Origin of the sequence: Sphingobacterium chungjuense (assembly GCF_011316935.1) — a bacterium.
Taxonomy (GTDB): Bacteria; Bacteroidota; Bacteroidia; order Sphingobacteriales; family Sphingobacteriaceae; genus Sphingobacterium; species Sphingobacterium chungjuense.
Genome location: NZ_WLYS01000003.1, coordinates 21,706 through 35,065 on the forward strand (window position 1 = coordinate 21,706; position 13,360 = coordinate 35,065).

General features: G+C 42.5%; 10 protein-coding genes. 5 read left to right on the forward strand and 5 right to left on the reverse strand.

Annotation, left to right across the window (positions count from 1 at the left end):
* Positions 1-238: 238 nt before the first annotated feature.
* From GKO22_RS07865 to GKO22_RS07885, 5 genes are all read left to right on the forward strand, one after another.
* On the forward strand, positions 239-835 hold the full coding sequence (locus tag GKO22_RS07865) for an RNA polymerase sigma factor (RefSeq protein ID WP_166333921.1): 597 nt from the start codon (positions 239-241) through the stop codon (positions 833-835).
* Between the two features lie 81 nt (positions 836-916).
* Complete coding sequence (locus GKO22_RS07870) at positions 917-2,023, forward strand: FecR family protein (RefSeq protein WP_166333923.1); 1,107 nt, start codon at positions 917-919, stop codon at positions 2,021-2,023.
* Between the two features lie 3 nt (positions 2,024-2,026).
* On the forward strand, positions 2,027-5,119 hold the full coding sequence (locus tag GKO22_RS07875; protein WP_206367852.1) for a SusC/RagA family TonB-linked outer membrane protein: 3,093 nt from the start codon (positions 2,027-2,029) through the stop codon (positions 5,117-5,119).
* 30 nt (positions 5,120-5,149) lie between these two features.
* Entirely contained in the window at positions 5,150-6,706 is a 1,557-nt protein-coding gene (locus tag GKO22_RS07880; protein WP_240920211.1) for a RagB/SusD family nutrient uptake outer membrane protein, read from the forward strand.
* 88 nt (positions 6,707-6,794) lie between these two features.
* Positions 6,795-8,711, forward strand: coding sequence for an alkaline phosphatase (locus GKO22_RS07885; RefSeq protein ID WP_166333927.1), 1,917 nt, complete (start codon positions 6,795-6,797; stop codon positions 8,709-8,711).
* A gap of 309 nt (positions 8,712-9,020) precedes the next feature.
* Here the strand turns inward: GKO22_RS07885 and GKO22_RS07890 are convergent, their stop codons facing one another.
* The 5 genes from GKO22_RS07890 to GKO22_RS07910 all read right to left on the reverse strand — a co-directional run bounded on the left by GKO22_RS07890 (position 9,021) and on the right by GKO22_RS07910 (position 13,208).
* A complete protein-coding gene (locus tag GKO22_RS07890) occupies positions 9,021-9,569 on the reverse strand; it encodes a hypothetical protein (protein ID WP_166333929.1) in 549 nt (182 codons plus the stop codon).
* A 3-nt stretch (positions 9,570-9,572) separates the two neighbouring features.
* Complete coding sequence (locus GKO22_RS07895; protein WP_166333931.1) at positions 9,573-11,321, reverse strand: ATP-binding protein; 1,749 nt, start codon at positions 11,319-11,321, stop codon at positions 9,573-9,575.
* A gap of 1 nt (position 11,322) precedes the next feature.
* Positions 11,323-12,342 (reverse strand): SIR2 family protein, encoded by a 1,020-nt coding sequence (locus tag GKO22_RS07900; protein ID WP_166333933.1) that lies wholly within the window; start codon positions 12,340-12,342, stop codon positions 11,323-11,325.
* Positions 12,343-12,380: 38 nt separating this feature from the next.
* On the reverse strand, positions 12,381-12,611 hold the full coding sequence (locus tag GKO22_RS07905) for a hypothetical protein (protein ID WP_166333934.1): 231 nt from the start codon (positions 12,609-12,611) through the stop codon (positions 12,381-12,383).
* A gap of 120 nt (positions 12,612-12,731) precedes the next feature.
* Positions 12,732-13,208, reverse strand: a complete 477-nt coding sequence (locus GKO22_RS07910; RefSeq protein ID WP_166333936.1) for a hypothetical protein — start codon at positions 13,206-13,208, stop codon at positions 12,732-12,734.
* Between the last annotated feature and the right edge of the window lie 152 nt (positions 13,209-13,360).

The window sequence follows — 13,360 nt, forward strand, 5'->3', positions numbered from 1 at the left end:
TCTACGTTTTTGATTTGTACGGGAGTGTACACATAGCATCATAACAATATGCCATATGCAAATTAAGATTTATTCGATAAATAGCGTAAGGATTCTTGGGATTATTTTGATTTTTCCTTCGCAAAATTAAGGTGCAATTTTTAATAATTTGATAACATAAGGAGCTAATGATCGCCCAGCGTTTTTAGATATTTTTGTCCAAAATCACCAACCCAAAGGCGATTTTGGAAACATCGGTATGAAAAGCGATTACTTGGAACAACAAGATGTACAGCAACTAGCTTTAGGCGATATCAGCGCCTTCAACCGCTTGTACGCACATTACCATAAGCAAGTGCACGCCAATATTTTGAAATTGGTGCATTCGCCAGAAAGTGCTAGCGAACTGCTTCAAGATGTGTTTGTATCCCTATGGCAGAATCGTTTCAAGTTCGAATCCAGAGAATCCGTTGGCGGTTGGCTATTTGTGGTCAGCTATAACAAATCCTTGAATAGCATTCGGCAGAAACTTAAAGAAACGGTCGAGTACGTCGGTGAATACCCGAATCTGTCCATCATAGCCGATAGCGCCGAGGACGATGAGGAACTGCACCGACAGCTTGCACTCATTGATGATGCGATTGCAATACTTCCTGCTCGTAAAAAGGAAGTATTTGAGTTGTGCCGCTACGAAGGTCTCTCCAAAGCAGATGTCGCAGCCCTGTTGGGCATTAGCCAACAATCGGTATCGGATTATCTCAAACAATCCAACAAAGCCATCAAGATGCACGTCATGCAGCACTATACATCCTATGTTCCAGAGGTGGTTTTGCTTTCTTTTCTATTGCAATTCTAAACTATCCATTTACAATTTGTTCATCATTACTTAACCTAAAAGGGCATCCCCAAAGGGGCAACGCTGGTGTATTTACTCCTGATGAAACACCAGATTGGAAAACGTATTGCTGCTTTATGGAAAGGACTGTTGAGCCAGAGAGAGAAAGAAAATCTTTTAGCGGATTTGGAGATACACGAAAGTGATCTGAAAAGTGAGCTGGAGAAATCTTTTACCAACGTTAATGAGCAAGAACAGACCAATCTGCTATCCGATCCAGAATATGCTGCCATATTGCGCCAAGTACATGCTAAGATTGATGTGCAAGAGCAGAAACCGCGTCGCATCTTCCAGCCATGGGCAGCTGCCGCAGCTATTTTGCTGCTAATTGGTGCCGCGGGAGTGATCTTCAAATATCAAAATCCGAAAGAGCCAAGTAAATCATTCGCACAAGCGAATGCCCAACCAACAGATACGATCACCGTACGCAATACCACGTCACAAGATCGTATTGCTCGTCTCAAAGACGGTTCCGTGGTCACGTTGTCCGCTGGTGCACAGCTCGCTTACGCACGTCAATACGGTGAGACCGATCGCGTACTTCATTTGCAAGGCAAGGCCACATTTGAGGTGGCACACGATACGGCCCGTCCATTCGTCGTGTGGACAGATAAATACAGTACGACCGCATTGGGTACGGTCTTTATGATCGATGCCACATCGAAGCAACAGATTGATATCGCGCTCTTATCAGGCAAGATCGTAGTGAAGAAAGCAGCTCATACTGGTCGTGCGATGGAAGATCAATATCTAGAAGCTGGGGATCAGTTATCGATTGATCGCCAAAATCAAAGGTTTGTATTTATTCCAGCAAAGCAAATCAAGCCCGTTAGTACGCCGCCAATAGTAGCGCCAGAAGTCACACCTGTGGAGCCCACCTTAGAATTTGCAGATGCGCCATTGCAATCCGTTTTTGAAACGATTGCCGTACGGAAACAAATTCAAATCAACACAACGAATTTAGATCTTGACGGATTGACATTTACGGGTGAGTTTTTGGAATCAGATTCCGCTGCCGCCATGGTTCGGGTGATCTGCCAGATGAATAATTTGCGCTGCGAAGAAACAGCAAATGGCTTGATCATCAGCCAAAAAACACCTATAAATCAAACAGTTTCTACCGAAATAAAAAACCAAACAACAAATTAATAGATGAAAAAGAGAAGCATTTTTAGAAATGTTCGGCTAGCCATGAGTGGAGTTGCATTCTTCCTCGCTGCCAATGCTTGGGCACAATCTACCGGCCAACTACGCGGTACGATTATGGACAATACGGGCACGTACATTCCAGGCGCCAATGTGCAACTGGTAGACGCCAGCGGCAAAGCCGTGGCTCAGGTATCTACCGATGCCAAAGGTATGTTCGTCTTAGAAGGCGTAAGCGCTACGACGCAATACCGCATTCGCGTGAGTATGGTGGGTTATCAATCGTATGAGATGGCTACCAAAACACTCAATGCAGGCGAGAGCAGCTCAATGCTGATCCGCCTAGAGCAACAACAATCCGAATTGGACGAGATTGTGGTGGTGGGTTACGGTCAGCAACGTCGTGGTGATTTGACCACAGCGGTCAGTTCATTACCAGATGTAGCTGATCAAGTCAATCGTCCGCTAAGCAATATCGCGGATATGATGCAGGGAAATGTGGCGGGTCTTACCGTCATGTCGCCAGGTGGCGATCCCAGCGCCAATCCAAAAGTAATGGTGCGCGGTATGGGTACGCTAAATGCCGAGGAACCATTGTATGTAGTAGATGGTATGCCTTACTATGGCGGTCCCATCAACCCGAATGATATTGAGAAAGTAGATGTCTTGAAAGATGCGGCTGCTGCCGCGATTTATGGTGCGCAAGCATCTTCAGGGGTGATCGTCATTACCACTAAAAGTGGTAAATCTGGAGCGCCAAGATTGAATGTAGATCTTTACCGCGGCTGGCAAACGGCAAGCAATCTGCCAACAGCGCTCAATGCAGCACAATATTCGCAAGCCTACAATCAAGCGTATGCCACTAGCGGCTTGAACTTGCAAGCGGGGCACGATGCGCAGCAAAATCCTTGGGGACAAGTAACGCGTACTAACTGGATGGACGAAATCTTCCAAACAGGAAATATCCTAAATGCCAATGCGCAAATATCTGGAGGCGGCGAAAAGTCTACGTATAGCAGTTCATTTGGCTACCACGACCGCGAAGGCATGTTGCTAAACACCGGTTACAAGCGTTTCGCTTACCGTTTAAAATCCGAGTTCCAATTGCATGATCGTTTCACCGTAGGACAAAATTTCTACGTGAACCAAACCACGACCCGTGGTACAAATACGACCAGTAGCTATAGCGGTGCTATTATCAATGCAATTTACATGAACCCCGCCGCACCAGTTTATGACGAAGCAGGCAATTTCCACGGAACCGTGCCGAGCGATTTGTCGGGCTTCTCCAGCATTTATGGCGATACCTACAATCCAGTAGCCTTGTTATTGCGACCTACGGTCAATAACCCAACCTTGAACCTGAACGGAAATGCCTTCGTGAAAGTAGATATCGTGGATGGACTGACCTTCAAATCCAATTTTGGCCTGAATATGAGACGCTATTCGTTGAAACGTTTTGATCCAAAAATTCCAGAGATCGGACGGGCTAACTTAAACAACTACCTGACGCACGAAGAATCCAAAGAAGACCGTTGGATCTGGGATCAGCAGTTGAACTACACCAAAAGCTTTGGCGATCACAACTTAGATGCGGTAGCCGTATTTTCAGTGCAAAAAACACGTTATGAGCAATTCTATGTACAGGGAATGGGCTTCGAACGTGAGGATGATTGGTACCAGTACATTGGTAATGCCGCATCGTTGCCAACATTGCCCACCAGTGCCGTTTGGGAAGATGCCTTAACTTCGGCTATTGCGCGTGTAAACTACAACTATGCCAACCGTTATTTCTTGGGCGCCAGTATTCGTAAAGATCGTACCTCTCGTTTGTCGTCACAAAATCGCTCAGATGTATTCCCATCTGTATCGGGTGCGTGGAAGATCTCTTCCGAACCTTTCTTCAACAGTTCCATTGTCAATGATTTAAAAGTGAGAGCATCTTGGGGACAGATTGGTAACATTCAATCCGTAGATCGCTATGCGTTCAACATCCCGTTATCGACCGGTACGCTGACGCCAATAGGCGCAGATGGGCAATTGGTGCGTCACTTTGCGGTGAACAAGCAATTTAATCCAAACTTGCTATGGGAGACTTCCCAATCATTCGATATTGGTCTAGATATGACCATTTTGAATAAGATCACAGTTGCAGCCGACTACTATGAGAAGAAAACGTTGGGTATGGTATACACCAATGATGCCAATCCACATGCCGGTTTCTCACAAGGACCAACGTCCAACATCGGTGATATCTTAAACAAAGGATTTGAAGGATCGGTACGTTACAACGATACTTTTGGTGAATGGCGCATAGGCATGCAAACCAACATTAGTGTCAATACCAATAAGGTGCTGAACCTAGATGGTTACTTCAATGACTTTATCCAACACGGTGATAATGTGCGTGGTGTGGTCTTGCCATACCGTTCTACGCCGGGAGAGCGATTGTATTCGTACTACTTGATTCCAAGTGCTGGTATCTTTAATTCACAAGCCGAAGTAGATGCACATGCTGTGAATGGTCAGCTGATTCAGCCGCAGGCTCGCCCCGGCGATTTACGTTTTGTAGATACCAATGGTGATGGTCGCATCAATGATGATGATCGCGTGTACATGGGTAGCGCTATTCCTAAATTCACGTACGGTTTCTCTTTCAACGTAGATTACAAGCGTTTTGATTTGAACGTGTTGACTTATGGTGTATCTGGCTCGAAGATTTTTAACGGATATAAATACACCGCATACAATGCAGCCTCAAACGGTTACAACTTAGATAGCCGCGTGCTAGGTGCTTGGACACCACAAAATACTAATAGCGATATTCCAATTCTTTCCCGTCAGGATCCAAACAATAACTTCGGTACAGCATCCGACTGGTACTTAGAAAGTGGCGATTATTTCCGTATCAAAAACATCACGCTAGGTTATACCTTGCCATTAGGCAAATTCCAGTCTCGTGTGTATATCGCTGCAGAGAATCCATTCACATTCACCTCGTACACCGGTATCGATCCAGAAGTAGGTAGCGTAGGATTGGATGTGGCTAACTATCCATTAGCGAAAACGTACACCGTCGGATTAAACGTTAACTTTTAACCTGTAGAATTACCCATCATGTCATTAAAAATGAATAAATATATCGCGTTGGCCTTACTAAGCATAGGCCTTACCGCGCAGTCTTGCTCGACTGACTTTACCGATCTTACGCCAGAAGGTACGATCACCGATGCCAATTATTGGAAAACGGAAGCAGATGCCATCTTTGCTTCGAATGGATTGTACGAGCACTTTACCGACGACGCCATGTTTGGCCGTGGACTGTTCTGGTACGTCAATGCATCCGACGATATGGTGACCGGACGTACCGATGCCGGTTCGGCGGCCGTGCGCAACTTCACCGCCAATGGTAATGAAAGTCGTGTGAATAGCATGTACAAGAAGTTTTACCAAATCATCCAACGGGCAAATACGATTATCAGTAAAGTGCCCACCATGGAGATTCAAGAAGCGACTAAGCAGCGCGTATTAGGCGAAGCCTACTTTATGCGTGGTTACGCTTATTTTTACCTAGCGCAATACTACGGCGATCAGCGTGCAGGAATTCCGATCGTGACCGAAGAAAACATGCTAGAGACCCGTTTTGAGCGTCCAACTCATGTGCGTGAAAACCTCGCCATGATCGAAGCCGATCTTTTGCGTGCCGCAAACATGTTGCCATTAGTTACGACGTATGGGTCAAGTGATTTGGGGCGTGCCAATAAAGATGCGGCTTATGCTTATTTGGCCAAAGCCAATGTGCAATGGGCCCGTTACGATGCCGCGAAATGGGCAGAAGTAGCCAAATACTGTGACCTCGTGACCAACTCAGGTTCTGGTCGCAAATTGATTGATACCAACAATCCGGAAGAAGACTTTGCCAGCGTGTTCTACATGGCGAACAATTACTCTTCTGAGTATATCTTTTCGGTGGTGTCCAACAAGGTTCGCGGATCCATCTTGCCAGCCGTCTTGTTTGAAAACACCGGCTATGGTCTGTACAATGGTTGGGGATATTTTCACCCGACATTAGAATTGTATAATTCTTTTGAGACGGGTGATCAACGCAAAAAAGCCACCATTTTGGAGTTCAATGACACGTACACGCTTTTTGGGGCGGAACGCAAATATTATTCGTCCAACTCCCAAACGGGTTTTCAGTTCAAGAAATACATGGAGCCGTTTAGATATCCTATTTCCCAGCATCTGAATCCGAATGGTGATTACCCGACTTCGGACTTGAATGTGCCATTGGTACGCTACGCGGATATTTTGCTGATGAAATCGGAAGCTCAGATTATGCAAGGGCAGAATGGCGATGCAGGCATCAACCTCGTACGTAATCGTGCTGGTTTAGCGGCCATCACCGGCGCAACAATGGTAGACTTGAAACGCGAGCGTCGCTCGGAGTTTGCCGGAGAATATACCGACCGTCACTCTGACCTGGTACGCTGGGGCGATGCGCAAGCCGCATATGCTAAGCCAGCAACAGGCAGACAGCACGTGACCAAGACTGATCCAGCATCTACTTTTACCACGATCACCGTATGGCCGGCACGTAACTACAATCCTGCTGTGCACCACGTGTGGCCAATTCCGCCGCAAGATGTGAGCAATGCAGGCATTGCACAGAATGAAGGCTGGTAAACAAGATTAGAATCAATAACTTTAAGCTATGCAAACCCGAAAGTTTTACGACGTATCGGGTGCGCATAGCTTTTTAAGAATAATACAGATGAGGAAGAATTTTTTGTGGATTGCATTCACTTGGCTTGCTGTAGGTAGTCAGCAGCAGCTGGTGGCGCAAGAAGCGCCCGATATGCGCCAACGTTTTGAGCAATTGATGTTTGCGGATAAAACCGCTGGGCAATTAGCGGTGTATGGCCACAGTCATAATGATTACGAGCAAGCCATCCCATTCTTGACGGCGTATCATGCTGGGATGGAATCCATCGAGGTGGATCTTTTCTTGCGTAAGGATAGCCTGTATGCGGCGCATGACAAAGAAGATATTCAAGTAGGGCGTACGCTGGAGCAATTGTATTTGCAACCCTTGGCAGCATTATACCGCGCCAATAACAATCATCCATTCGCCGATGCGAACAAAAATCTACAGCTCTTATTCGATTTTAAAGAAGATTACCAACGATTGATGCCTGCATTGATCAAGCTATTGCAGCAGTACGACTTTATGTTCGACCATCATAAATCAGCTCATCCAGTACGTGTGGTAATTAGTGGCAATATGCCGCCAGCAGAATTATTCTCTCAGTTTCCAACCTGGATCTTATTTGATGGTCGACCAAACGTAGACTACACCGAAGCGCAGCGTAAACATTTGGGGATGATTAGTCAAGATTTGAAGGCTTACAGCCAATGGAATGGCAAAGCTGTACCGCCAAAAGCCGAAATGCAAAAGATCATGGAAGATGCACAACGCGCGAAAGAATGGGGTATTTCTTTTCGCCTATGGGGCACAGCAGATAATGTGAATACATGGTTAGTACTCGAGAAAATGGGTGTGAGTTGGCTCAATACCGATCATCCAGCGAAGCTGAAAGTATATTTAGACGAGTTGAATGCTTCCCGTTTTCAGCTCGCCAATCCGTACGAAGTATATACGCCCAACTACAAAAGCGATGGTACAAATGCAGAGATCCGCAATGTGATTTTGCTGATTGGTGATGGGATGGGATTAGGCCATCTGCAAACGGCCATAATTGCCAATCGTGGCCAATCCAATATGCATAGCATGCGTCACATCGGTTTTTCATCCACCACATCGTATAGCCCCAGCAATACCGATTCTGGTGCAGGTGGCACAGCCATCGCGACAGGAACGAAAACCTATAATGGATACCTGAGCGTAGATACCAACGGAACCGCCTTGCCCGCTATTCCAGATCGCATCAGAAGTTTAGGGATGCGTTCCGGCATTATTTCTACTGGTGATGCTTCGGATGCGACACCCGCCTCTTTTTATGCCAAGAATCCCGATCGCAATGCTTCGGAAGCCATTACGCGGTCGCTCTTGACTAATTCCAGCGTAGATCTATTAATCGGCGGAACACCAGCACCTTACCGTACGAAACAATCCTATGAACAATTGAAAAACGAGTTGACGACGAATGGATTTACCTTGGTAAATAGTGTGGCGGATTATCAGCAATCCGACGCAGAGAAGATCATTACCTTTTTGCCAGACTCACTCACACGCCCAGTCAAAGAGGGCAGAGGTGCTGTGCTGTCGCAATTGTTGAACCTCACGATCAATAAGATGGATAAGCGCGACAAAGGTTTCTTTATCATGGCCGAAAGTGCGCAGATCGACTATGGCGGTCATGCCCGTGATTTGACGTATGTGGCAACCGAAACATTGGATTTCGATCAGGCCGTAGGAGAGGCTTTGCGCTTCGCGGATGCCGATGGCCATACCTTGGTTTTGGTGACGGCCGACCACGAGACTGGTGCGCTTAGTTTACTGGATGCAGATGCCGCAACAGGCAGCATTCAAGGGAATTTCGCTTCGAATGATCACAGTAGCATGCTGGTGCCTGTGATGGCTTACGGTCCCGGCGCACAGTCTTTTATTGGTTTTTATGAGAATACAGAAATATTTCATCGCTTGATGAAGCTCTTGGAGAAAAAGTAATAGATTTCAATATGCCAAAGGTTGCCTGTTTATGTGAATGGGCAACCTTTGTTGTTTTTTGGGGAGGTATTAGCTTTATCAACCTTATTAACCTTATCAAGCTTATTAACTAAAAAACGAGGTAGCGGCAATCTCTTTCGCTTTATATACTATTGAGTCGTTATTGACATATATTATTTTGATGAAGTACGTGATCCACCGTAATCAAAGATTTTTATGAGATTTACCATTCTTTAAAACAATTGATGTCGAATTTTTGATAGATATTATCATAATTTATCGCACCTATGCAGGGTGAATTCCAAAATTTCAACGGGTTCGATAGCTTAATTGATGAGAATCAATAAATTGACCACGGTTATATATTTCAAGTGTACAAGTTTCAGAAGGTATGTTTAAGATTATATATATTCCAACAGCATAACCACAAACATGCTCGGGATGCGTATTACCATCATAAGACCAAATGTCGTCTTCTCTACATTTTGTCATAGCGCGTAGTCTTTTTCTATCAGCCACTTTTTCTGCATCAGGCCTATTACTTTTCTTCATTTCGATCGCAATAAGGTTATCATATTGTACAATTTGACCTCGAGTGTGTACTATAAGGTCACTTTGAATTTTAATGACTTCCATGTCTTCGTCGATAATAGTCTTTATTTCTCCTCCCTGTTTACGATTATATTCTGTGTCAGCATAATAATTAGTAAAACCATACTTACTTAATTTCTCTGTGATATATATCGCTAAACGGCCGCAAAGATTTCTTTCAGCGATGTTACTAAAAATATTGTCTCGCTCTCTGATTACAAAAACGTCAAATGACTCTTTAAATATTTTAAATGCTATATCATGCATTATTTAAAATTTAGATTGTTTGCGAAGCGCAATAACAGCATTTTCAATGCTTTGTGTTGCATCTTTACTGCTCCACTGTCTCCAAAATTTAATTGTTGCACTATCAGGCTTTATTGTTGGTTCAGAAATTAGAACTCTTGTAGGGAGTAGTGAAGCGTCACCAACAATCAAAGCTTCTCCAATATCTAAAATTGGAAGAACTTCTGTCAATCCTACAAGATTATCTGGTAAAAGCCTTTTTATTACTGCCTGATCTTCCGAGTTGGACAGTCGTAAGGAAATAAAATTATTACATTGACTCAAAACAGTACGGTTTACCTCGGCAGGTCGTTGACTAATTACAGTAAGGCTGACTCCATATTTTCTACCTTCTTTCGCAATTCTTTCAAAACTTTTCAAACCAAGTTCGGAAGCACCGTCTTGATTTGTTCTTTCTGGAATGTACAGGTGAGCTTCATCACAAAGTAGACAAATTGGATGTTGATTTTCTTTCGTTGTCCATTGTTGAACTGTAAAAATAATTCTTGCAACCAAGCCAATTACTAAAGGTAAAATATCGGACGGCACTTCAGAAAAATCTAAAATTTTCACCCCTGATTTTTTGCCATTAAGTTCTGAACCATGCATCAACGCGCTACAAAAATCACTCAACCAATCTAATTGTAGTTCATCTTCAGAAATTTGAAATAAAAATCCTAAGCGTTTATCATCTTTCTTTGCTTCAAGACGCTGAATGAAGCGAGATAATTTCCCATTAAAATCTCCATTTTTACCTGCTGACGTAGAACCTGCAACACGCTCCGTATCCAAACGTTTAAGTTCGTCTAAAACAGTTTCTAATTTGTATGGTATTGGACTGTCAATTGTCAAGTTGTCAACAAATAGTTCATCTCCTATTGAAGTAAGGTAATCTCTCTTTTCTGTATATACCGTTCTCGAAAAAACCATTGCCTGATTCGGTGCATTACTATCACTACGGTCAAGTAACATTGCTAACATTTCTTCATAGGTCAATAACCAATACGGTAACATCAAAACACCGTTTGCTAGATTACCTCTTCTACCCAAATCAGAAGGATTGGCAATTCTGAAATGTTGTATTCCATCAGCTTTGAAGTTTTCTCCGCTGTATTCTCCGTGTATATCGAACAAAATGGAGTTTGCCATCGGCAATTTTGCTATTTGTTCAATTATTTTAGCTACACACCAAGACTTTCCTGAGCCTGTACTACCTACAATTACAGCATGTCTTTGAAAAAGCTTATCTCCATCTAAAAATGCTTCTGCATTTTCATCTATGGAATATTTTCCGATTGAGAGGGGAATCTTATAGTTCTCTTTGGTGGAAATTGTTTGCATAAATTTGGTTATGTTCTCTCCATCTATTGGAAAACACTTTGCTTCAATTTCAGGTACGGTATCAAGCGTTCTTTTAAAAACGTTTTTCTTTTCTCCGTGTTTATTCAATAAAGTTCCAATCAAATTTACTTTCAGAATGTTTTCTGTAAAAAGGAAATTGTTTAACCCCAAATTGTCTCCTGCTGGCTGTTCTTCATCAGAAGCCTTACGAGTTATTCGATTGATAATTCCGATCAAATGTTGCCCTGCTTTTGAACTTTGGATTGCTACCAAGTGGTTGACTTGCAGTTTTCTTAGTTTGTCAAGTTCATCAACCTTTATGATAAGTGTTGCCGTATCAACACTAAAAACTGTTCCGATAGAAGAATTGTCTTCAAAAGTGAATATTGCCATATTATTGTATTCGTTTAAGATATTCCCCCAAGTTCCAATAGCTAACGTTTTTAATTATATGTTCTCCTTGACTTGACGAATATATTTTGGTGTCTTTACCATTTATTTCTTCCATTAAGATATAATTCCTACAGCCCCCATCAATTATTGTTTCTTTTGTCTTGGATGTTAATTCTTTCGTGAGAACAATGATTGGTTTTGTTTTTATTTGTTGAATGAGTTTTGGTTGTACGTGAACATCATTAAAACCGTATCCAATACATAAATAACCGTTTGCGTTTTGAATTTCTGTATCTGCTTGTGTGAAGATGGTTCTATATGGCTCATTATGCGTCTCGGCATATTTACTAAGTCCTGGTGTTACAATCAATGGTTTGCAATCCTGTGGAATATCTTTGCGCAAAGGCAAATGAATATTTTCTTTACTTGATGTTTCAAACCAATCTAGTGAGCCGTGAACTTTCCAAATATTAACTTGTCCACCAAATCCCTTTATTTTTGCCAAAGCGTTTGTGTGAATGTTATCCGAAAAATGTCCAATATAGTTTTGAGAATATCCAGTACAAATAAATGCTTCGGAAGCACTTGCACAATACTCTGCAATGCGGTCGTAATTAGTTGTTACTACGGAAAGTTTCCTGTTCGTTGTTGAAAGCAAATGTTTCATCAATATTACCAATGGTACTTCTTTAGCATTCAAAACAAATTGTTCGTATGCACTCAAATCGGATTCCGAAATCAACATCCAAGTGGCTTTAATCACTTCTTTGAGAACATTCTCATTGAGTTGTATATTCAACAACGTTTTTTCTAAATCTTGAAACTCTTCAAGACCTTTCTTAAACGCCTCAAGTTGAGTATTATCTATTTCATTATCAAAAGACAATGTACTCTTTAGATATTCTCCAAGTCTCCACATCGACGGTAAGCCAAAAGGAACAGACGCTCCGCTACCCAGTATTATCAAGGGGACTTTGTTAGTCCAGTCTTGAAGTTGCTTTAATATTGCTTCAAAATCCATCTTAAAGATTATAAAAGATCATCACTCTGTTTAGCCTATCAATCAACAGGCTTATTCAACGACTTATACAATCCAGCCAAACCATCAATGATTGTCTGTTGTTGCTCGATTTGTTTTTGTTGGTTTTCCAAGATCTGATCTACCTTCCAGTACCAAAGAAACACCTTGCGTAACAGTAGAAAGACGATCACATAAACAGCGAGTATCAAAAGCATTTGAAAAAGTTCTAATACGCCGATAAAGCAAAGTGGTAATAATGAAATATTCATAGGTGTGTTCGGGTTAATAACAACACTAAGATAGGCGATTAGCTCAATATAAAAAATGCGGATTCCCGTAAAAGAGATAAATGTGGCTGTAGGTCGACTTTGGATTATTACTATCGCTCTCTAAGGCTTAGGTATGGTATAATACATCATTGCATTGTATTGGCTCGGAGGCAGGGCTATGCCATCTAAAGTAATTTCGGAGAGGTGTGTGTTATTATTGGAAAATCTCCATTTGGTTTCCAAAATATGCACAGCAGATTCACCCATTAGCTCCGCACTTTGTATGCTATAGCTTATCCAATCTAAAATATCGCTTGGAGGTGTAGTGGACTGAACAGCCAAAACAGGATTATCTTTTCCATTTACCACATCAAACGAAGTTAGCACCGTTTTTCCTGCTTTGTCTTTAGCGATTACATTGGCTTTCAATTTATCTAAATCTATTTGCTGCAAGCTATCCAATGTGCTGACTTCGCTAAAATCTAGGAAGAAGTGATAGGTATGCGGAACAGGGGCAGTGCTCACTTCACAACTTACTAAGTTAAATGCGCTAACTAAGATGATAAGAATGTAGGTAAAGCATTTTTGAGTTTTCATATAGCAAGCTGGCGAGACTAGTTCATGTTTGGTCTATTTATTTTATCTAATATAATAAAAAAAAGTAGCACTTTATCATTTCGACAATTTACAATCGGATGTCAAGTCCGAACGGAAACGCGACATTGCGAAGCCGAGGTATCAAGGTGCCA

What these genes read in the sequence shown, in the direction of transcription:
- GKO22_RS07895 (WP_166333931.1), bottom strand. Translation starts at nt 11,321, where the DNA reads ATGGCAATATTCACTTTTGAAGACAATTCTTCTATCGGAACAGTTTTT.
- GKO22_RS07880 (WP_240920211.1), top strand. Translation starts at nt 5,150, where the DNA reads ATGAATAAATATATCGCGTTGGCCTTACTAAGCATAGGCCTTACCGCG.
- GKO22_RS07905 (WP_166333934.1), bottom strand. Translation starts at nt 12,611, where the DNA reads ATGAATATTTCATTATTACCACTTTGCTTTATCGGCGTATTAGAACTT.
- GKO22_RS07870 (WP_166333923.1), top strand. Translation starts at nt 917, where the DNA reads ATGAAACACCAGATTGGAAAACGTATTGCTGCTTTATGGAAAGGACTG.
- GKO22_RS07875 (WP_206367852.1), top strand. Translation starts at nt 2,027, where the DNA reads ATGAAAAAGAGAAGCATTTTTAGAAATGTTCGGCTAGCCATGAGTGGA.
- GKO22_RS07900 (WP_166333933.1), bottom strand. Translation starts at nt 12,342, where the DNA reads ATGGATTTTGAAGCAATATTAAAGCAACTTCAAGACTGGACTAACAAA.
- GKO22_RS07910 (WP_166333936.1), bottom strand. Translation starts at nt 13,208, where the DNA reads ATGAAAACTCAAAAATGCTTTACCTACATTCTTATCATCTTAGTTAGC.
- GKO22_RS07890 (WP_166333929.1), bottom strand. Translation starts at nt 9,569, where the DNA reads ATGCATGATATAGCATTTAAAATATTTAAAGAGTCATTTGACGTTTTT.
- GKO22_RS07865 (WP_166333921.1), top strand. Translation starts at nt 239, where the DNA reads ATGAAAAGCGATTACTTGGAACAACAAGATGTACAGCAACTAGCTTTA.
- GKO22_RS07885 (WP_166333927.1), top strand. Translation starts at nt 6,795, where the DNA reads ATGAGGAAGAATTTTTTGTGGATTGCATTCACTTGGCTTGCTGTAGGT.